Below are 22,155 nucleotides of genomic sequence, written 5' to 3'. Positions count from 1 at the left end.
GGAGAAACCGGTAATGTTAGAAACTGTCGTACAGCCATCTCCGAAAAAGGTAGGTTCTTTAAAAAAATTATTTAAAAAATGTAAAGAGCAAAAAGAATTAGTGTTGTTATCTATCCCCTTTGTAATTTATGCATTAATTTTTTATTATGCTCCTCTTAGTGGCTGGTTAATGGCTTTTCAAAATTATCGGCCAGGAAGAGGAATATTTGAACAAGAATGGGTGGGGCTAAACAATTTTAAATTTCTCTTTTCTGATCCTACATTCATTAATGTAGTCCGTAATACGTTAGCAATGAGTATGATAAACCTAGTGCTAGGATTCATTTTTTCTATTGGATTTGCACTTCTATTAAACGAGGTAAGAAATAAAACAGTCAAAAAGTTTATGCAAACCGTTTCTTATCTTCCTCACTTTTTATCCTGGATTATCGTGACAGGAATTGTTATGGAAGTATTGTCTCCGGAAACAGGTATTATCAATCAATTATTGTTAGTTTTTGGCATAATTGATACACCTATTAACTTTTTTGCAGATCCCAAATACTTTTGGTGGATTGTAGGCTTTGCAAATGTATGGAAATCAACTGGATGGGGAAGCATTATTTATTTAGCGGCAATGGCATCGATTAATGAAGAACTGTATGAGGCAGCATCTATTGATGGAGCGAATCGCTTAAGAAAAATTTGGCATGTTACATTGCCGGGGATTAAACCAACTATCTTTATTCTCTTATTAATCAATATTGGAAATATATTAAATGCTGGATTTGAAGTTCAATATTTATTAGGAAATGGATTAGTGCAAGGAGTATCGCAAACAATTGATATCTTTGTTTTAAAATACGGAATTAGCTTAAATAACTATTCATTAGCTACTGCTGCTGGAATATTTAATGGAATAATTAGTCTTACCTTAATCTTCATTGCTAACCACTTAGCGAAAGCAGCGGGAGAAGAAAGACTATTCTAAAGGAGGATGGAGAGTGATGAAAAAGGTCTATTATTCTGATGTACTTTTTGATATTTTTAAATGGATTTTTTTACTGTTTTTTATTCTTGCAACACTGTACCCCATTTTAAATACGCTAGCAGTTTCCTTTAATGATGGATTAGATTCTATTAAAGGAGGAATTTACCTCTTTCCAAGAGAATTAACACTTGAAAACTATATAACTGTATTGAAAAAAGATACGCTTATCCAAGCTTCTATTATTACTGTTGCAAGAACGGTAATTGCTACAATCGTTCAATTATTTCTGACTGCTCTTTTAGCCTATATATTAAGCAGAAAGGAATTTGTATTTAGAAAATCTATTACATTGCTCTATATCTTTACTATGTATTTAAATGCGGGGTTGATTCCGAATTACCTTTTGATGAGTAAATTAGGATTGTTAAATAGCTTTTGGGTGTATATTATTCCGGGAATGATAAGTGCGTTTAATATGTTAGTTATCCGCACGTATATTAATGGATTACCGGAGAGTTTAGTGGAATCGGCCAAAATGGATGGTGCATCTCATTTTAGAATATTTATAAGTATTATAATGCCGCTATGCAAACCAGTTTTAGCAACAGTTGCATTATTTATAGCAGTATACCAATGGAACTCTTGGTTCGATGCGATGTTATACAATGGATTTAATGATCGATTAACTACATTACAATATGAATTAATGAAACTGCTTTCTTCTGTGACGAATCAAGGTGCAAATGCGGATTCTATGAAAAATTCGTCTTCTATGGTCACTCCTACATCAATACGAGCCGCAACAACCATTATTACAGCATTGCCGATTGTTTGTCTCTACCCCTTCTTACAAAAATATTTTATGAGTGGACTAACAATAGGTGGAGTAAAAGAATAAAGATGTTAAAAATAAGTGATGGAGGTGAGCTGCCTTACTATCAAAACGTGATAGTTCGGTAGATTAATATGGTTAAAGCATTTCAGACGGGGGAATATACTAATTTATTTAAAAAATATGGCTATCAAGAAGAGGAAATTAACAATCGCTTAGCGCTTATTTGGCAAACGTTATTTTTCGGAAAGGAGGAGGAACGAATTTATTATGAAACAGATAACCAGATGGGATATGTGGTAGATACGGGGAATAACGATGTAAGGACAGAAGGTATGTCCTATGCAATGATGTTAAGTGTGCAATTAGATCAAAAGGAAGTATTTGATCGGTTATGGAAATGGACAAAAACATATATGTGGATGGATTCTGGTGTTCATGCTAACTATTTTTCATGGTCTGTTTCACCCGAAGGAGTAAAAAATTCTTATGGACCAGCTCCCGACGGAGAAGAATTTTTTGCAATGGCATTATTTTTTGCTTCGCATCGCTGGGGAGATGGAGACGGAATCTTTGAATATTCAAAAGAAGCGAAAGATATTCTCCACTATTGCATCCATAAAGGAGAAAACAATGATGGCTTTCCAATGTGGAATCCTGAAAATAAGCTTATCAAATTTATTCCAGAAGTAGAGTACTCTGATCCTTCCTATCATTTGCCCCACTTTTATGAACTTTTTTCCCTATGGGCAAATGAAGAAGATCGTGATTTTTGGAAGGGAGCAGCGGAAGCGAGTAGAAGCTATTTGTTAAAAGCATGTCATCCAGTTACGGGGCTTACAGCAGAATATGCCGATTATGATGGAAATCCTTACTATGACAGCGAGCATTTCTACTTTTATAGTGATTCGTATCGGGTAGCGGCTAATATTGGCCTCGATTACGAATGGTTTGGCAAAGACGAAGAATTAAGAAATTGCGTGGCAAAGATTCAAAAATTCTTTTGCGAAACAGTCAAAGGAGAAGAGGATTACGTTTATGCTATAGATGGAACAAAGGTGGAGCAGAATGTGTTACATCCTGTTGGCCTATTAGCAACAAATGCGATGGGTTCCCTTGCAACAGAAGGAAAGTTTGATTATGCGAAAGACTGTGTAGAGAAATTTTGGAATACCCCCCTTAGAACGGGAGAGCGGAGATATTATGATAACTTTCTTTATAGCTTTGCGTTTTTATCGTTAAGCGGAAATTATAGAATATGGTAGTGCTATTTTTGAGAAGAAGGGATGATCGGCAGTGCAGACTTTTAAGAATCCAATTTTAAAAGGATTTTCGCCTGATCCATCTATTTGTGTAGTTGGAGATGATTATTATTTGGTTACATCCACTTTTTCTTATTTTCCTGGTGTTCCGATCTACCATAGTAAGGATCTTGTTAACTGGGAATTAATCGGAAATATATTGGACCGAAAATCGCAGCTTCCCCTATCAGATGTTACACATTCTCAAGGAATATTTGCACCTTCTATTAGGTATAACAAAGGAATTTTCTATATGATAACGACAAATGTTCCAAATGGTGGAAACTTTATTGTGACAGCAACTGATCCAACAGGACCCTGGTCTGATCCATATTATTTAGAAGGAGCAGCAGGAATCGATCCAAGTCTATTCTTTGATACAGATGGAAAAAGCTATTATGTAGGGACAAGGCCCAATCCCAAAGGAGTGCGCTACAATGGAGACTGGGAGGTATGGCTACAGGAAATAGATCTAAAATCTATGAAACTGATTGGAGTCAGTACAAAACTTTGGAAGGGTGCTCTAAGAGAGGCAATTTGGCCAGAAGGACCACATTTATATAAGAGGAACGGTTATTATTATTTAATGATTGCAGAAGGTGGCACTTCGTTTGAACATTGTGTCACGATTGCGAGAAGTGAAAAAATTGATGGTCCGTATATAGGAAATCCATGTAACCCTATTCTTACACATAGGCATCTTGGACGTGATTATCCTGTATGTAATGTAGGGCATGGCGACTTAGTGGAAACAGCGGATGGGCAGTGGTATATGACTTGTCTTGCAAGTCGTATTTTTGACGGATATAGCAATTTAGGCAGAGAGACATTTCTAGCAGAAGTAGTCTGGGAGAGTGATTGGCCAGTCATTAATCCGGGATTAGGAAGGTTAGCAAGAGAGCAGATGCACAGGCTGCCACTTTTTCCAACAGAAACAGTAAATCCCCGAATTCTGTTTGAACAACCTTTAGATAAGCGGTTATTATTTTTAAGAAATCCTGATATAGAAAAGTATGTTTTTGATGAAAGAGACGGTTGGTTAAGAATGTACGCTTCCCCACATACAATCGCAGATATTGCATCCCCTTCTTATATAGGGATTAGACAACAATCCATGTGGTATACGCTTAAAACGAGGCTGGATTTTACTCCGCAACAAAATGGGGATGAAGCCGGGCTTGTCATTCTGCAAAATGATCGTTATTCTATTCGCTTTGTCTCAGGATTGTTTGATGGAAAAAGAGAATTGAGAGTCATAACAAATTATAATGGGGAAGAGAAGCTGGAAGAACGTATAGTAGAGGATTCTCGTAATTTAACCTTAAAAATAAAAGGCGATTGTCAAAAACTCCATTTCTATTATTCTCAAGAAGATGGCGAGGAAATAGAAGTGGTGAAGAATATAGATGCACATATCCTAAGTACGGAAGTGGCAGGAGGATTTGTTGGTTGTACAATGGGAGTTTATGTAACTAGTAAATCGGATCTTACAAACAGTTGTTATGCAGACTTTCAATGGTTGGAGCAAGTAAACGAGGAAGTAGAGCTGCATGTAACAGAAAAGGTGAAACAGTATGAATAGGTTAATGAATGGCATATATATGAGGAGATTGACAAAGGTAGCTAATTTATTATATTTAAGTATTCTTTGGACAGTATTTTCGTTACCTATCATTACGATTGGGGCATCAACGGCTGCATTGTATTATGCAGCCCATCATGCTATTAGAGAGGAAGAGGGATATATATTTCAACAATTTTGGAAAGCGATGAAAAGTAGCTTTAAACAGGCTACTATTACTTGGGTATTTTTTGTAGCTGCCATTTCTGTGTTTTATTACAATAGTCTGTTTTTAGGAGCGCAAACAAATGGGAGTGTTGTATCTATAATAGGGCAAACAATATTTCTTCTGCTTATCCCTTTGGTATGTTGTTGTTTTATTTATGCTATCTCCTATATAGCGAGATTTCAATCCCCATTAAAAATTGTTTGGAAAAATGCTGCCATTTTAGCCATCAGCCATTTGCCTAAATCGCTATTTCTATTAATACTTCTAGTGTTTTTTATAGTTAGTATATGGTTATTACCAATATTAGTTGTAATCATTCCTGCATTTTTCTCCTATATAATAAGTCGCTATATGGAAACTATATTCTCCAGCTATTTGAAAGAAAAATAACAGGAGAGTGTGGGGGAAAGAAGAGGAATTAAGCACAGACTATAACTAAATCTTCAAAGAAATATAGCAATACTGATTTATATGAAAAAAATCTCTATCTAGTAGTAGTGAATAAATGGTAGAATACGCATTGTGGAAAACGCTTACAAAACAAATGGACCAGAAGTCGCAATCGTTTAATATTTCTGTCTGAGTATGGTAGATAATAGCCTTTAGCTTTACTATTTGTGTAGAGACTGGTTTGGAAGGATGGGAAAAAAATTTGCTTGCACTGCTTCTGAATAATATAAAAATAAAGAAAAAAATGGTACTAATTTATTTATTAGCTGTAGTGATTCCTATCGTTCTTACTAATTTAGTCATTATCCATTCCATTCGAGAAAATGAGGATATTCAAAAAAATAAATCAATGGAGATTACGATAGAACGGCTGAAATATCATCTTAATGAGAGCTTCAACGAGATTACGGAAGTATCCAATTATATTAGTAGAGATTTGAAAATCAACGAATTTCTTCAAAAAAAGTATAAAGATAATGTAGATTATTATAGTGACTATATTTCCCTTGTTCAAGAAAACATCATTAATAATTTTTATGTATCTCAAGCGTTGGAAAGTATAGAAATATACACTACTAATCCAACTATTATTAACGGTGGGGTTTTTTGGAATTTGCGAGCGGTCGAGCAAACGAATTGGTATAGAATTTACAAAGAGAATAATCATAATATGATTTTATATCCTTATTATGAAGAGAATAAGCAATTCCCACCAAAGTTAGAGTCGAATCGAACGATTAGTTTTATAAGAGAATTACCAAATAGAAGCAACGGATATAAAAGTATTGTAAAAATAAATATTAATTATTATCGATTATTGGCAAATATCAAAAATGAAGATACGAGTAATAATATTGTAATAGCATATAATGATCAGGTTATTTTTAGTAATCAGGGCTCAGAGAAAAAGAATACCATATTCCGAAAATTAAAATCAAAAGAAAAATCCAGATTTAATCTATCTGATTCTTTTCTAGCAATCAATGATCGATGGGATATCTATATATCTAATAATCAGATTAATATTTTTGATCTCATTGAGAACAAGAAAACCATACTCCTGGTGTTAATAATTTTTAATTTTCTATTTCCCACACTTGTTATTTTGCTTATTAATAAGTCCTTTCAAGATAGAATTGCTCTAACAGAGCAGCATTTATTGAAAGTAGAAAAGGGGATATTCGAAAGAATCAATATAAATGAAGGGAAAGATGAAATAGGTGATTTAATAAGGAGTTATAATTTCATGGTGGTTAAAATCGATGAATTATTAGGTGAAGTGTACAAAAAGGAGAGAGAACAGCAGAAAATAGAATTAGCCAAAACAAAAGCAGAGCTAAATGCGCTTCAAAGTCAAGTAAATCCACATTTTCTTTATAATACGCTTGATAGCATCAGAATGAGGAATTTACTAAATGGAGATCGAGAAAGTGCAACAGTTATTAATGAGTTAGCACAGTTATTTAGAAGAATGACCAAATGGAGTGATTCATATTTTGTTACTGTCGAGGAAGAATTAGCATATGTTCAAAGATACTTAAATATTCAAAAATATCGTTTTGTAGATAGATTGAACTTTTCTATCTATGTAGAAGAGGAATGCAAGGAGCATTATATTCCAAAGATGCTGATAGTAACTTTTGTGGAAAATGCCTGTATTCATGGGATTGAGAAAAAGAAAAATGGAGGAGAAATTAGCATCATCGTCTCTACACAAGAGAATGCTATTTATATTGAAATTTTAGATAGCGGAGTTGGGATGGATGCAAAGAGATTAAGGAAAATAAGAGAGGACCTTGAGAAAAATGATGTGACAACATCCAATTGGGAAGAGAGCACAGGAATCTTAAATGCCTATTTACGGTTAAAAATGCACTATCAAGAGGAAGGGGAATTAGAAATTGAAAGCCAAAATTACACTGGAACAGAAGTATACATTAAGTTACCCATTATATAGAGAGTAAGCTGGGAAAAGTATTTCTAAGGCAGGTGTTAATTACTTTTTCATTTAGTGTTTCTTTCACAAATTCATTTTGAATAGGAGAAAGATCATTTAGGAGGAATAAATAATGTTAAAAGTCCTTATTGTTGATGATGAGCCATATATTCGGGAAGGAATTAAAGTCATGATTGACTGGGGAAACTATGGTTTTGAACTTTGTTATGAAGCGGGAAATGGGGAAGATGCTCTTCAAATTATTCGAGACTATGAAGTGGACATTGTTTTTACTGATATAAAAATGCCTGTTATGGACGGACTAGAATTAATTAAACAAGTAAAGCAGAGTATGGATAAGGAAATAAGGTTTGTGATCTTAAGTGGATATTATGAATTTAAATATGCGAAGAAAGCTATTCAATATCGGGTTACTGATTACTTGTTAAAACCAATACAGGAAAAGGAGTTAATCGATTTACTAGAAACCATTAATAAACGATTTATAGTATTAAAGCGAAAAGAAAAAGAGGAAGAAAAAAAGAACAAGGCAATTAATGATTATCATTTAAAAAATATATTATATGATAAATTTACCTTAAAGGACATTGAATTTATCAAAGATAGATATGGAGATTTCAAAAACTATACCTTTATTAATATGGATGTTGTACAAGAAACTAGGCAGGAACGTGTTACAACAGATGAAAAAAAGGAGTGGAGAAATAAGCTGTATAAAGTCATAGAAAAAATGGTGCAGGAAGAGAACTTCCTTATTCTTTATGATATAGAAAATACAAACATGGAATACTCAGTAAGTCTTGTTTGGCAATGCAATCGTTCGGAGGTTTATAGAGCAAATTATATAGAGAAACTTCAAAGAAGATTAATAAGTGAAGTACCGTTCAGGGTGAAAATGTATATCGGAAATACAGTACAGAAAATAGAAGAACTAACTGATTCCTATAATAAAGTAGTTTTAGGAAAAGAATATGAATATTTTTATTGTGCCGATAAATCAATCATTTATTGCGATAATACACCAGTATTTTCTTTAGAGCAATATCACTTATCTCCAAAACGGATAAATCAATATATGGATAGTATATCAGAAAATAATGAGCAAAAAATAACCGTCATTGTTAAAGAAATATACGATGAATTTCAACGGAAATGTCTGCATCCTCAATTAATAAAAAACAATCTTACTCTGTTAATTTATCAATTAACAGATCTATGGAACAAGAATAATAAACCGAATTTTTCTAATGATGAGTCCTCGCTGTTTATTCATGATCAGAAGAATATTTTATCTGGAAAAATTTCAATGGATGAGTTTTTAACCTATTCATTACATTTTGCAAACTATTTATATAGTATCAGAAATTATTCATCAAAAGACATCTTAATTAAAATTGAAAGGGACATTGAAGAGCGCTATATGGAAAAATTGAGTTTAAGAAAATTAGGAGATAAATATAATATAAATAGTGTATATTTAGGCCAATTATTCAGTAAAAAATATGGAGTAGCGTTTAAAGATTACTTAAATGAATATAGAATAGAAAAAGCATGCCAGCTTTTAGAAGAAACAGATGATCGTATTTATCAAATAGCGACAAATATAGGTTTTCAGAATCCTGATTATTTTATAAAAAAATTCCTGCAAGTTAAGCATGTGACCCCTAGAAAATATCGTCTTATATCTAGAAGTATAAAGGAAGCGTAAAGAAAAGATGCATGGAGACAGTATAAATAAAGAACTAGTTATCCCTTTTTAACTCTCCCCGCATTGAATACATTCACTAAAGCGGGGAGAGTTTCTGTTAAGCAATTTTAAACAATACTTATACCCACTTCACCACATCGTCAAATTCTCTGCGTGTTTTTGGATATGGATCTTTCGCACGATAGCCGAATGCTACCATGACGGAAATACCTAAATGGCCATCTTCTAAAAGTCCTTCTTCATCTAATAACTGATTCATTTTTTCCATATGAAAGCCCTCTATAGGACAAGAATCGATGCCAATTTGGGCAGCAGCGGTCATCATATTTCCAAGCGCGATATAGGTTTGTTTGGAAGCCCAGTCAAATAAAGCACGATCGGTATCTAAGCGGAAATCCTCCTTTTGGAATTCTTTTATCCGTTCAATCATTTTTGGAATCACTCCAGCAGGAAGCTTGGATACATTGGTAAACTGTTCTTTTAAATAGGTAGAATTATAGGCTGTATCTAATTTTGTTCTAGCTAATAAAATCACAAAATGGCTAGCGGCTGGAATCTTTGTAGACGCTCCCCAAGATGATTGTTTTATTTTATTTAGCAATTCTGGATTTTCAATCACAAGAAATTTCCAAGGCTCAGTACCAAATGAGCTTGGAGAAAGACGAGCTGTTTCTAAAATAAACTTCATATCACTTTCAGGAATCTTCTTCTCTGGATCAAATTCTTTTGTAGCATGACGAAAATGATAGGCAGCAAGAATTTCCTGTTTTAACTCTTCTTTATTGCGCATAATTTATCTCCCTTCTTATATACCATCTGATTACCCAGTACTTCTTTAAGATAACCAATTTGTTTATGAGTATAGCATAGGAAATTATTGTGGTAAATCAGTCTGATTTCTCTTCATATATTTCCATTATTTGTGTATGACGTATATATAAGTTCCATTAATTTACAACAGGAAAGAGGAGAGTAGGCGAATGAAAAGCAAGAACACTGGCATATCTTTTTATTGCTTCTTAGTTTATTGTTGTCTTTATTCTAGCTAACATGATGCGGAAGTTATATGATGAAACAGGATTTAACATTGGAATTGGGAACGATTATCTCGGTTATAGTATATTAGCAAGTATATTTATCATCCCTTTAGTCGGATTGATATTCGGATTTAAAGGCGAAAAAAGTCGCTTGAAATACCTTTCTATTGTTGGAAACCTATTAGTATTCTTGACAGGGGGTCTCTTATCAATGGCTTTAATTGTTTATGACTTCCTACCACAATAAGCGGGATAAGTCTTCAGCCTGCTTTAAATTATCACTAGCATATCTTTCTTAAAATAAATACCCCCCAAAACAATTGGACGAATGTATTTTTACTATGTCCGTCTAATTGTTCTGGGGGCTATTTGGTTGAAATATTTATGCCAGTCACTTTTATGATGAAACAATTGTACCAGAAGGCATCTTGGTGAAGAATATAAATAAAAACCCTTTACTTTAAAAATAAGTAAAGAATCAGTAATTTTTGTATAAAAAAGAAGCAAAATCAGCTATTATCTTCTTGACACTTTTAGAATGCCACATTAATATTATGTAGACCAGTTGTTATAATAATTTTAAGAAGAGATGATCTAATGAAGAAAGGCAACAATAAAAAAGAAGCAATTCTAACTACTGCAACGAAACTATTTCAACTGCAAGGATTCCATGCAACGGGTCTTAATCAAATAATTGATGAGAGTGGTGCTCCCAAAGGCTCTTTGTATTATCACTTTCCAAACGGGAAAGAAGAAATTGCATTAGAAGCAATTAAGCGAATGCGAGAGCTAGTAGTAGAGAAAATGAAAGCAGACTTATATAGTGGGGAAACTCCTGTGGCTGCATTTCAACAACATGTGAATTCTATCGCAAATGAATTTGATCAGATGGGCTGCAGTGCACTTGAAGGCTTGCAAATTAGTTTGATTGCTTCTGAAACAGCGTTAACACATGAAACGCTGCGCTTGGCATGTGATGCTACTTTTACCGATTGGCAGGCGCTTTATACAAATAGGCTAGAGGACTTTGGCTTTGCAGAACCTCTGGCAAAGGAACTGGGTATTACGTTAAATGCAATGATAGAAGGTGGGTGCATGCTTGCTCTCACGAATAAGAGCAGTAACCCCCTGCGTTGCATTTCGAATCAAATAGCAGTGCTGTTAAAACAGTGATTTTTTTGGATTTAAAGGAGGAAAAGAAATGACAATGGATATTCCCGCTAAAGGAGAAACAATTGGGAAAACGGAGTTTAAGACGGTGCCGATTATTGCCTCCTTTTTAATTGCGGGCTTTATTGGATTATTTAGTGAAACGGCACTGAATATGGCACTAAGAACAATTATTACGGATTTTAGTATTAACGAAACAACCGTACAATGGTTAACAACAGGTTATTTATTAACACTTGGAATTTTAGTTCCTGTATCAGGACTTATTCTACAATGGTTTACGACAAGACAGTTATTTATTACTTCCCTTATTTTTTCGATTTCGGGAACGCTTATAGGAGCAATCGCGCCTACCTTTACAATTTTAATGGTTGCTCGTGTTGTTCAGGCAATTGGTACAGCACTATTATTACCGCTTATGTTTAACACAATTCTTGTGTTAATTCCACCGCATAAACGGGGGAAAGTAATGGGAATGATGGGGTTGGTCATTAGTTTTGCTCCGGCAGTAGGGCCAACTATTTCTGGGTTAATTCTTCGCTCCCTTACTTGGCACTGGATTTTCTGGATTTCCCTGCCACTGCTTGTGGTTGCGCTTGTATTCGGTAGTATATTTATGCAAAATGTAACAACATTAACGAAGCCAAAGATTGATATTTTATCGATTATTTTATCAACAATTGGATTCGGTGGTATTGTTTACGGGTTTAGTAATGCTGGAGAAGGCGGCGGATGGGGCAGCTTAGAAGTGATTATTTCTATTGCCATTGGACTAATAGCATTAATCTTGTTTGCTATTCGCCAAGTGAAAAGTGAGCAGCCGATGATGAATTTAGGTGCTTTTAAATATCCAATGTTTGTTATAGGTTTAGTACTTGTCATCATGATTATGATGGTTATGCTTTCATCCATGATTTTATTGCCGCTATATTTACAAAATGTGCTTGCATTAAGCACATTTACAGCAGGATTACTACTTCTGCCAGGTGGTTTAATTAACGGATTACTTTCGCCAATTATGGGAAGTCTCTTTGATAAATTTGGCCCAAAATGGTTAGTTATTCCTGGTCTTGCACTAGCAACTCTTGCATTATTTGGTTTCTCTACAATTGATATTGATACATCATCAGGTTTTATTATTGCTTTGCTGATTGTATTAATGATTGGTGTCTCTATGGTAATGATGCCGGCACAAACAAATGGCTTAAACCAATTGCCGCCTGAATTATATCCACATGGAACTGCAATTATGAATACGTTGCAGCAAGTTGGTGGAGCTATCGGAACAGCAATTGCTATTTCTCTTTTAGCTTCAGGTTCAGCGGAATATATAGATAGTGCTGCGACCGATTTAACCAACCCGTTAAGTCCATTGCTCGCCTTTACAGCTGGTGTACAAAAATCATTTAGCTTTGCGATTATTGTTGCAATCATTGGTCTAGTTCTATCGTTCTTTATCAAACGAGTGAAAGTAGACCATCCATCTCATTAATAGCAAAATAATATAATGAAAAATCGATTGGAAGAACATCGATTTGCACTTTTCAGTGTGAATCCGATTCTTTCAATCGATTTTTTTCTTACAATTAAACCATTCCACCATTAACGCGAAGGGTCTGACCTGTAATCCAACGAGCATCTTCACTCGCTAAAAAGGCGACAACTTTTGCGATATCGTCCGTTTCTCCGAAGCGGCCGAAGGCGTTTAGTTTTTTTAGGTTTTCTAATTGTTCAGGGCTTTTGCCATCCATAAACAGCTCGGTATTTGTAGGACCAGGTGAAATCGTGTTTATAGTGATTTTTTGGGACCAAATTCTTTTGCCAGCTGTCTTGTAATTTGTTCGACAGCTCCTTTGGTTGCTGCATATAGGCTGTAACCAGGGAACATCATTCCTGCTACAGAAGTGGAGAAATTAATAATTCTTCCATCAGCCTCCATATGCTGAAGCGCTTGTTGGCAAGCAAAATAAGTTCCTTTTACATTGATGGAGAAATGTAAATCAAATTCTTCTTCTGTTACAGCCTTTAATGGTATGGTGTGCATTATGCCAGCGTTATTAACAAGAATATCTATTTTTCCAAAGTGCTGAAGCGTTTCTATAAATAAACGTTCTACCTCTTTAACTTTACTGACATCTGCTTGAACTGCAATAGCTTCTCCACCTTTATTCACGATGCTTGCGACAACTTCTTTGGCTTTTTCTGAGCTACTTGAATAGTTAATTATCACCTTCGCCCCTAATTGAGCAAGTTCTTCTGCGATAGTTGCTCCTATTCCTCTCGATGAACCAGTTATAATAGCGACTTTATCTTGTAAATGCTTCATTTCTTCCTCCCATAGCTAATTATTAGTCTTTAGATAACATACTGTAATGATAAGAAAACTTTCAGCAAGAGTGATAGAAGATTTCTGTATAATCTTTGCCTAATTCTCCAAATAAGAGGTAAAATGTATGAAAAGTAGGGGGGATATGGTGAATAATAAAAATGAGTTAACGGATCTAGTAGAAAAACACTTTAAAACAGATGGTACACACGCAACAGAAATTAACCATCTAAGCATTGTACGAGCATCCACATTAACAGAACCGCTTCATTCTATTGTCGAGCCTTCTGTTTGTTTCATTATACAAGGTTCCAAAATAGTGATGTTGGGGGAGGAGATATTTCGCTATGATTCCAGCCAATATCTAGTTATATCTGTGCATCTGCCTATTCGCGGGAAAATAACAGAGGCTATGAAGGAAAAGCCATATTTATGTATTAGACTTGGATTTACGACAGAACAGATTTTAGAAGCAGTTGCTAATCATAAGGAAGTAGTTTCAGATCCTCCTAAAAGAGCGATGCTTGTAAATAAAACCACCTCTGAAATGTCAGATGCCTTAATTAGATTAATAAGGCTGCTTGATACTCCAAAGGATATCCCTGTGCTTGCGCCATTATATCAAAAGGAAATATTATATCGGATTTTACAGAAGGAGGATGGTGATCAGATAAAGCAATTTGCCATTTTAGGAACCCATGCCCAGGCGATAAAAGAAACCATTAAATTGATAAATCAGGCATATGCCCAGCCGCTTCGCGTAGAGGAACTAGCTAAAGCTGTGAATATGAGTCTTTCTTCCTTTCATCATAATTTTAAGTTGATTACGGGTATGTCTCCTTTACAGTTCCAAAAAATGATTCGTTTACAGGAAGCGCGCAGGTTATTGATAGCTGAAGGATTGGAAGCTGCAGAAGCAGCCTTTCAAGTTGGATATGAAAGTCCGTCGCAGTTCAGCAGAGAATATAGCAGAATGTTTGGCTTGCCGCCGAAAAGCGATGTGAAAAAATTACAAGATAATTGGAAATGAGGAAAACCTACTATTTGAAGCACAAATGGCAGGTTTTCTTTTTATGGTGGAAATCATTAAGTTTTCAGAAGTGGCTGTGATTGAGTACATATTAAGGATGTAACCTTATTTAAGATTTTGTTCATCATCTTTATATTCTAACTCCAAAAACATATAATTCGTTTAGTTTTTCCTATAATTTGTTTATTGGTTATCACCCTCTTCGATATTATAATTTAGCTATATAAAAAAGAAAGCGTTTTCTAAAAAAGGGGGGAGGGATAGAAAAATGGCCATGTTACGAAATTTGTGGAGAAATAAGGCCTTTTTGTTAATGGCATTGCCTGGAACTATATGGCTTATTCTATTTTTCTATATTCCGGTATTCGGGAATGTTGTAGCATTTAAAAATTTCCACTATTCAAGTGGCGGATTTTTTCAAAGCTTGCGGGAAAGTCCATGGGTTGGGTTTGATAATTTTAAGTTTTTATTTTCTTCCAATAATGCTTACTTGATTACAAGAAATACTGTTTTATATAATGTTGCGTTTATTGTGTTAGGGTTGATTTTTGCTGTTTTCTTGGCAATAGTACTCAGTGAACTGCGTTCTAAAAGAATGATTAAGATTTATCAAACTTCGATGCTATTTCCGTATTTTTTATCATGGGTTATTATCAGTTATTTTGTCTTTGCATTTTTAAGTCCAGATAAAGGTCTAATGAATAGTATCCTTACTCTTTTTGGTGGAGAAGAAATTAATTGGTATAACGAGCAAAAATATTGGCCATTTATTTTAATCGTCTTAGGAATATGGAAGGGTGTCGGCTATAATAGTGTCATTTATTTTGCGAGTATAATGGGAATCAACTCGGATTATTATGAAGCTGCGATGGTTGATGGGGCATCGAAATGGCAGCAGATAAAAAATATCACGATTCCGCAGCTAGTACCTTTAATATCTATTCTATCTATTTTATCCGTCGGCAATATCTTTAGAGCTGATTTTGGATTATTCTATCAAATCCCGAGAAACTCAGGTGCTTTATATGAAGTAACAAGTGTCTTAGATACTTATATCTATAACGGACTAACAAGTACAGGTGATATTGGGATGACAGCAGCTGCAGGTCTTTATCAATCAGTTGTCGGCTGTATTTTAGTAGTTCTGGCTAACTTCATTGTTCGCAAATTTGATGAAGAATCTGCATTGTTTTGAGGAAAGGAGGTCCAAATCATACAGTGAAAAAGAAAAAAATAGAGCATGTTCGAGTCCGAACCTTTAATCGAAAAACAAATATCTTTTTTAATATCATGGTAGGCTTGTTTGCCTTCTCTTGTATTTTCCCCTTCTTATTCGTAATTATTATATCGTTTACAAGTGAAACAGCCTTGATAACGAATGGATATGCATTGTGGCCAAGTGAGTGGAGTATTCAAGGGTACACATATTTAGCTGATTTAAAAACGCAAATTATTCAATCCTTGTTTATTACCGTATTTGTTACAGTTGTCGGAACCTTTATCAATGTTGCATTCACATCAACCTATGCATATGCCATCTCTCGGCCAAATTTTCGTTTTAAGCGATTTTTCACCATTTTTGCCTTAATTACGATGCTATTTAGTCCTGGAATGGTACCAAGCTATATTGTGATGACGAATATGCTACAGTTAAAAGATACCGTGTGGGCCCTTATTCTTCCTATGGCTTTAAGTCCGTTTAACATCATCGTGATGCGAACATTCTTTAGAAGACAGGTGCCAGAATCGATTATTGAATCTTCCCGTATTGATGGGGCAAGTGAAATGAGGATCTTTACACAAATTGTTTTACCATTAGCGGTGCCAGGAATTGCAACAATAAGCCTGTTTGCCGCACTAGGATATTGGAATGATTGGTTTAATGCACTGCTATACATTCAAAGTGATAATCTAATTCCACTGCAATACTTATTGATGAAAATCCAAAGCAATATTGATTTTATGACCCAAAATGCGGGCTTAAGTGGAAACTTATCTGGTGGCCTTGCCGCTATTCCAAAAGAGGCTACGCGAATGGCGATGGTTGTGATCTCTACCTTACCGATTGCGTGCAGCTATCCATTTTTTCAACGTTATTTTGTTAGCGGTTTAACAATTGGCGGGGTAAAAGAGTAAGTAAATAAAAGGGGGATATGGTATATGAAAATGAAGAAAAAAGTTCCTTTTTTGCTTGTATTGATGTATTTGATTGGCACTGTGTTAGCTGGGTGTAGTTTAAAAGGAAATTCAACAGCGGATAACAGTTCTAAAGAAGGTGTAACCACCTTATTAATGTATCAAATTGGCGATAAACCGGAAAATTTTGATGTGTTAATGGAGAATGTTAACAAGAAAACGGAAAAGGAGATTGGCGTTCGTGTTAATTTACAGTATATTGGCTGGGGAGATTATGAGAAAAAAATGTCTGTTATCGTATCTTCTGGTGAAAATTATGATATTGCCTATGCCAATAACTATGTAACAAATGCGCAAAAAGGTGCTTATGCAGATTTAACGGAATTACTTCCAAAATATGCGAAAGAAGCCTATGACATGCTGGATCCAGCTTATATTGAAGGGAATACAGTGAATGGAAAGCTTTATGCGTTCCCGGTAAATGGTAATGTGTACGCACAGACGATGTTTTCATTTAATAAGCAATATATTGATAAATATAATTTAGATATTTCTGATGTGAAAGGATACAAAGATCTTGAGCCGCTTTTGAAAGTGATAAAAGAAAACGAAAAAGACGTCATGCCATTTTCGGTTGGGCAAGGATTCCGCGTTCTCCCTAATATGGATTTTGTCTTAGGAAATGGCATGCCTTTTGCAGTGGATTTAAATGGAGATACCGCCAAAATTATTAATCAGTATGAAAATGATCAAATGCAAGAAAACTTGCGAATCATGCATGAATACTACAATAAAGGATATATTGCTAAAGATGCAGCAACAAGCAATACGGAATACCCATTAAATAGTGGTACATGGTTTGTTCGCCAAGAGACACAGGGACCGTATGACTATGGTGATACCCTTTTATCAACAGTGGCAGAGCAGCCAATAGTTTCCATGCCGATTACAGATCCAATTAAGTCTACAGCACAAGCGCAAATGGCAAACTTTGTTGTTTCTAGTAACTCCAAGAATAAAGAAAAAGCAGTAGAGTTCTTAGGTCTTCTAAATTCTGATCCAGAACTATTAAATGGGCTTATTTATGGGGAAGAGGGGAAGGCATGGGAAAAGACCGGAGAAAACAAAGTAAAATTATTAGATGGCTATAAGTCAAATAACCATATGGCAGCCTGGAATACAGGCAATAATAAAATTGTTTATGTTCAAGATTCTATTACTGATGAACAGATCAAAGAGCGAGATGAAAATATTGCCAATGCTACAAGCTCTCCAATTCTAGGCTTCACCTTTAATACAGATTCTGTGAAAACAGAAATCACCAATATTTCGAATGTAATGAGTCAATACCTTGATGGATTAAACACAGGAACTTTAGATCCAGATAAAGCAATCCCTGAATTAAATGAGAAATTAGAAGGTGCGGGGTATGAAAAAGTCCGCGAAGAAATGCAAAAGCAATTTGATGCATTTCAAGCCTCTAAAAACTAATCTTTAAAAGGTGCGTTAGCTCTAGTTAACGTGCCTTTTCTCATCATATAATAGAAAGGAGAAAAGCGATATGATTGCCTCTTTTTTGACTACTTTTTTTAACCGATTTTATGTAGTAGTAAAACTGAATCTGTATTTTTGGCTGCTGACTATAATGGGGGGGATTATTTTTGGTATTGGCCCTGCATTGTTAACGATTGTAAAGCTATCTTTAGAGTGCCGCTGGGACCATCAGGAATTAACATGGAAGAATGTTTTTTCTACCTTTAAGACTAGCTATAAACGTGGCAATTTCTCCTTTTACGGATTTTTGCTATTAGGTGTCATTTTAAGCTATAATCTTTATTTTTCCCTACAAATTAATCATTTGCTCTTTCTCATCATTGACTTCTTGCTTATTTTTGCCCTATTTTTAATGGCTATCAGCTTCCTGTTTTCGCTCTTTATTGAGGCACAATATGAAGCAGCGATAAAAGATGTATGGAAGCTGTCGTTTCTCTTGTTCTTTATGGACTTCTGGACACTCCTTAAACTAGGAGGGCTGCTCGCTGTCATTTCTGTTCTTACCTATTTTAATCCTGCCCTAATTTTATTCGGAAGTATCTCGCTATTTATCATACTAGCTAGCCTTATTTCCAATAAGCTATTTATAAGACTTAGTCAAAAACTCGTATATGTATCTTAAGGATGATGCTAATTGGGAAGTAAGTATTTTATTAATTCACTATTAAAAACATATTCTATTATCTTAATTTCTGCTGTTACTCTTTTTGCTTTATTAGTCAGCTATAATACAAGCCAGGATAAGCAAAGGACCGCAATCGATTCTGTTGAGAGGGTCGCTAATCAATTAGAAAATATTGTGACAGACAATGAGAAAAAGTTAGATAAAGTAGTTGCTAATTTAATGGCCAGCTCAGAGATGATCACAAGTATGTATCAGTATTTTGAGTTAGAACCAGCAGCATATTTACAAAAATCGTTAAGTGAGCAAAGAAATAATGCCTTTCTTTATCTTCCGCGCATCGTAACAGAGATGTATTACTTGGATGATGATATTGAATCGGTAACCATTTCATTAAATGATTATAAAGAAGTCTATTATTCAACGAAGGAAAACAAGGGAGGCAAGAAGTATTTCCATACTCCTATCCGCAACAATCAAGTAGTCTACCAAAAAGCAATAAAGGATCCCAATACTTTATCACAAATTGGAATTGTATCAATTGTTTTTAATGATAAAGAATTAGAACGGATTTTAGATAATGACAAAGAGAAAACGTCTCTTCAAGCAGCAATTATTTCTGATACAAAAAAACTAGTATACTATCAAGGACAATACAGACAAGACTCTGTGCTCCACCAAAAGATTGCAGCAAATTTAGAAGAGTCTTCCGTTATTAGTCTTAAGGATTTAGAAAAACAATATTATATTAAAAGTGTTCATACAAGCAATGACTTTGAGGTGCTCGCTTTCATCAGTAAAAAGGAAGTAATTAACGAATCGATGAAAAGTCTGTTTTTCTTTTTATTTGTTAGTGCTATTTTAGACGGTATTCTCCTTTTTGGGCTCCGAAAAACGTTTAAACGATATGTGATTCAAGTAGAAGATATTCAAAAAGGAACCAATCAAGTTTCAAACGGGAATATGGAAGTACGCATTGAAGAAAAGACGAAGCAAGGGGAGCTAAAAGATATTTCTCATAGTATCAATCAGATGTTAGATAGCATTAATCGCAATATTGAGGATATCTATAACTTAGAAATCAAACAAAAGGATGCTAATATGCGGGCGCTTCAGTCTCAAATTGATCCGCATTTTCTCTATAATACACTTGAGTACATTCGTATGTATGCGGTAAGTGAAGGGGCCGATGAATTATCGAATGTTGTTTATGTTTTTGGAAGCTTGTTAAGAAACAGCATCACCCAAGAGAAAATAGTTACAATCAGACACGAGCTCGAATTTTGTGAGAAATATGCTTATTTGTATCAAATGCGCTATCGGGATCGCATCGCTTACGGGTTTCAGATAGAAAAGGAGCTTGGAGAAATTAGCATCCCTAAATTTTCTATTCAGCCGCTGGTGGAGAATTTTTTTATACATGGGATTGATCATACAAGGAAAAACAATACAATTAGTGTAAAGGTCTCAAAGCAAGATGGGTATACCTGCATTTTAATCAAAGATAACGGAACAGGAGTACACGAAGATAAATTAAAGAAAATCAACGAATTATTGAAAACGCCTTCTTCAGAAAATCAGTTAGAGTCCTCTATAGGCATACATAATGTAAATGCAAGATTGCGATCCTTTTTTGGAGATACATACAGCATGAGGTTAATGACCAATCCATTAGGCGGATTAACAATCGAAATCTTGTTTTAAAAGGAGAGGATAGCTTTGTATAAAGTTCTGCTTGTTGATGATGAATATATGATTGTAAGAGGTTTGCAAAAGTTGATTCCTTGGGAGAATCTTGGATTTGAAATTGTCGGCACAGCAGGTAATGGCCAAGAGGCTTTTGAATTTGTAAAAAGACAAAAGGTAGATATTGTGATAACCGATGTAACCATGCCGATCCTTTCTGGGATTGACTTTCTAAAACAAGCACAAGAAGCGTCCATCTTTTTCCGTTTTATTGTGTTGTCTGGCTATCAGGAGTTTGAATATGTGAAAGAAAGTCTCCAGATGGGAGCAGAGAATTATTTAATTAAACCGATAAACAAAGAGGAATTAATCGAGACGTTAAAAAAGTGTATCAAGGAGTTTGAAGAGGAAAAGCTGCGAATCCAAGGCGAAAAATATTTATTTGCACATTTACTCAAACGCTGGGTACATGATGATATTGATTATATGGATTTAAAAAAGATGCTTGCTGCCTTTGATATAAGTACCGAGATGAAAAGGTATCAAGTGCTGATCTTTACCTATAAAAAGAAACTCCATGACCAAGTTCATCAGCTGTTACATACGAATAAAGATTTATATTTTTTTCATCATTATGAAGAAGACCAATGGATCGTTATCTATTTTGGAGGAAGATCGGGATTGGAGTGCTTAATGAAATCAATCCAAGTTCTATACTGCCAAAATAAAGTGACTTTTGGAATTGGGGAGGAAGTAAAGAAAATGGCTGATGTTTCCTTAAGCTATGAACATGCAAAGAGTAGTTTATATCTTTGTTCTTTTTATGAAAGACAGCAACAATCTATGGATACAGCAACCGCCAATGTTTTAAATGAAAATGTACCGAATATATCATTCTCGGCGTTTAAGAAGGCTTTAGGGATAAGAAATATAGAAACCATTCAAAAGGAAATTAAACAAATCTTTACGGAATTAATAGAATCTGCCGCTTCACCTGCATACACTCGTTACATTATCTTTCTGGTGTTCATGGATATTTATCGCGAGCTTGAGGTTCAGGATGAATTCATCTATGAAGAGATGGTGGAGAAAATAAATAAAGCTTGTTCTTTTAAAGAGCTGCAAATGATCATTAAAGATCTGTTGGACAATCTGAAGTATAAGAAGTTTAGAAGAGAATACAGCATGAATGTTCAAAATGTCCTCAAAATCATCCAAGAAGAATATCACGAGGATTTAACATTAAAAGCAATTGCCGAAAGGCTCCACTTAAATGTGATGTATGTAGGGCAGATTTTTAAGAAAGAAACCAATAAGAGTTTTTCTCAATATTTAAATCACTATCGCATAAAGCTAGCGCAGAATCTATTGCTGAATTCAGAGCTGAATATAAATGAAATCTCCGAAAAAATTGGCTATATGAGTCCAGGTTACTTTTATAAAAACTTTAAAAAATATTGTGGTATTTCTCCAAAAGAGTTTAGGGACAGCTATCAGCAATTATTTGAGCCGATTGATGAATGAGGAAGTAGATTTGAATATAAAGAAAACCTACCCTTTGGCTTGGGCGGCGCGGGTAGGTTTTT

At 34.8% G+C, this 22,155-nt stretch carries 17 protein-coding genes and 1 pseudogene; 16 read left to right on the top strand and 2 right to left on the bottom strand.

From position 1 onward, the window contains the following. Positions 1–13: 13 nt before the first annotated feature. From C2I06_RS14690 to C2I06_RS14660, 7 genes are all read left to right on the top strand, one after another. The gene (locus C2I06_RS14690; protein WP_095329823.1) at positions 14–970 is read left to right on the top strand and encodes an ABC transporter permease; all 957 of its coding nucleotides are present in this window, start codon (positions 14–16) and stop codon (positions 968–970) included. A gap of 16 nt (positions 971–986) precedes the next feature. Further along, complete coding sequence (locus C2I06_RS14685; protein ID WP_095329863.1) at positions 987–1,868, top strand: carbohydrate ABC transporter permease; 882 nt, start codon at positions 987–989, stop codon at positions 1,866–1,868. Positions 1,869–1,936: 68 nt separating this feature from the next. Continuing rightward, positions 1,937–3,067 carry a family 8 glycosyl hydrolase gene (locus C2I06_RS14680; protein ID WP_095329824.1) on the top strand — a complete coding sequence of 377 codons (1,131 nt, stop codon included), beginning with the start codon at positions 1,937–1,939 and terminating at the stop codon, positions 3,065–3,067. A gap of 31 nt (positions 3,068–3,098) precedes the next feature. Further along, positions 3,099–4,685 (top strand): glycoside hydrolase family 43 protein, encoded by a 1,587-nt coding sequence (locus C2I06_RS14675; protein ID WP_095329825.1) that lies wholly within the window; start codon positions 3,099–3,101, stop codon positions 4,683–4,685. Continuing rightward, complete coding sequence (locus C2I06_RS14670; protein WP_123258311.1) at positions 4,678–5,283, top strand: YesL family protein; 606 nt, start codon at positions 4,678–4,680, stop codon at positions 5,281–5,283. Before C2I06_RS14675 ends, C2I06_RS14670 begins: the two co-directional genes overlap by 8 nt. 262 nt (positions 5,284–5,545) lie before the next feature. Then, complete coding sequence (locus tag C2I06_RS14665; protein WP_141231340.1) at positions 5,546–7,300, top strand: sensor histidine kinase; 1,755 nt, start codon at positions 5,546–5,548, stop codon at positions 7,298–7,300. A 112-nt stretch (positions 7,301–7,412) separates the two neighbouring features. Continuing rightward, positions 7,413–9,008 carry a response regulator gene (locus C2I06_RS14660; protein ID WP_095329828.1) on the top strand — a complete coding sequence of 532 codons (1,596 nt, stop codon included), beginning with the start codon at positions 7,413–7,415 and terminating at the stop codon, positions 9,006–9,008. Between the two features lie 118 nt (positions 9,009–9,126). Here the strand turns inward: C2I06_RS14660 and C2I06_RS14655 are convergent, their stop codons facing one another. Next, positions 9,127–9,798, bottom strand: a complete 672-nt coding sequence (locus C2I06_RS14655; RefSeq protein WP_123258310.1) for an NAD(P)H-dependent oxidoreductase — start codon at positions 9,796–9,798, stop codon at positions 9,127–9,129. A gap of 844 nt (positions 9,799–10,642) precedes the next feature. On the opposite strand from C2I06_RS14655, the gene C2I06_RS14650 reads away from it, so the two are divergent. Together C2I06_RS14650 and C2I06_RS14645 are read left to right on the top strand one after the other, a co-directional pair. Next, positions 10,643–11,218, top strand: coding sequence for a TetR/AcrR family transcriptional regulator (locus C2I06_RS14650; RefSeq protein WP_047943829.1), 576 nt, complete (start codon positions 10,643–10,645; stop codon positions 11,216–11,218). 34 nt (positions 11,219–11,252) lie between these two features. Then, on the top strand, positions 11,253–12,707 hold the full coding sequence (locus C2I06_RS14645; protein ID WP_371471514.1) for a DHA2 family efflux MFS transporter permease subunit: 1,455 nt from the start codon (positions 11,253–11,255) through the stop codon (positions 12,705–12,707). Positions 12,708–12,801: 94 nt separating this feature from the next. On the opposite strand, the pseudogene C2I06_RS14640 reads toward C2I06_RS14645, so the two are convergent. Continuing rightward, positions 12,802–13,541, bottom strand: a pseudogene (locus C2I06_RS14640) (SDR family oxidoreductase). A 127-nt stretch (positions 13,542–13,668) separates the two neighbouring features. On the opposite strand from C2I06_RS14640, the gene C2I06_RS14635 reads away from it, so the two are divergent. The 7 genes from C2I06_RS14635 to C2I06_RS14605 all read left to right on the top strand — a co-directional run bounded on the left by C2I06_RS14635 (position 13,669) and on the right by C2I06_RS14605 (position 22,093). After that, positions 13,669–14,571 carry an AraC family transcriptional regulator gene (locus tag C2I06_RS14635; protein ID WP_249928225.1) on the top strand — a complete coding sequence of 301 codons (903 nt, stop codon included), beginning with the start codon at positions 13,669–13,671 and terminating at the stop codon, positions 14,569–14,571. Positions 14,572–14,839: 268 nt separating this feature from the next. Next, positions 14,840–15,766 carry an ABC transporter permease gene (locus tag C2I06_RS14630; protein ID WP_047943831.1) on the top strand — a complete coding sequence of 309 codons (927 nt, stop codon included), beginning with the start codon at positions 14,840–14,842 and terminating at the stop codon, positions 15,764–15,766. Positions 15,767–15,789: 23 nt separating this feature from the next. Next, entirely contained in the window at positions 15,790–16,707 is a 918-nt protein-coding gene (locus C2I06_RS14625; protein ID WP_123258309.1) for a carbohydrate ABC transporter permease, read from the top strand. Between the two features lie 24 nt (positions 16,708–16,731). Then, positions 16,732–18,198, top strand: coding sequence for an ABC transporter substrate-binding protein (locus tag C2I06_RS14620; RefSeq protein WP_123258308.1), 1,467 nt, complete (start codon positions 16,732–16,734; stop codon positions 18,196–18,198). 70 nt (positions 18,199–18,268) lie between these two features. Continuing rightward, positions 18,269–18,883, top strand: coding sequence for a DUF624 domain-containing protein (locus C2I06_RS14615; RefSeq protein WP_123258307.1), 615 nt, complete (start codon positions 18,269–18,271; stop codon positions 18,881–18,883). 12 nt (positions 18,884–18,895) lie between these two features. Continuing rightward, entirely contained in the window at positions 18,896–20,587 is a 1,692-nt protein-coding gene (locus C2I06_RS14610; RefSeq protein WP_123258306.1) for a sensor histidine kinase, read from the top strand. Positions 20,588–20,602: 15 nt separating this feature from the next. Continuing rightward, on the top strand, positions 20,603–22,093 hold the full coding sequence (locus tag C2I06_RS14605; protein ID WP_123258305.1) for a response regulator transcription factor: 1,491 nt from the start codon (positions 20,603–20,605) through the stop codon (positions 22,091–22,093). Positions 22,094–22,155 lie beyond the last annotated feature (62 nt).

The organism is Niallia circulans, assembly GCF_003726095.1.
Taxonomy (GTDB): Bacteria; Bacillota; Bacilli; order Bacillales; family Cytobacillaceae; genus Niallia; species Niallia circulans_A.
The sequence above is the reverse complement of the archived record's forward strand: the minus strand, read 5'-3'. Positions and strand labels throughout refer to the sequence as shown.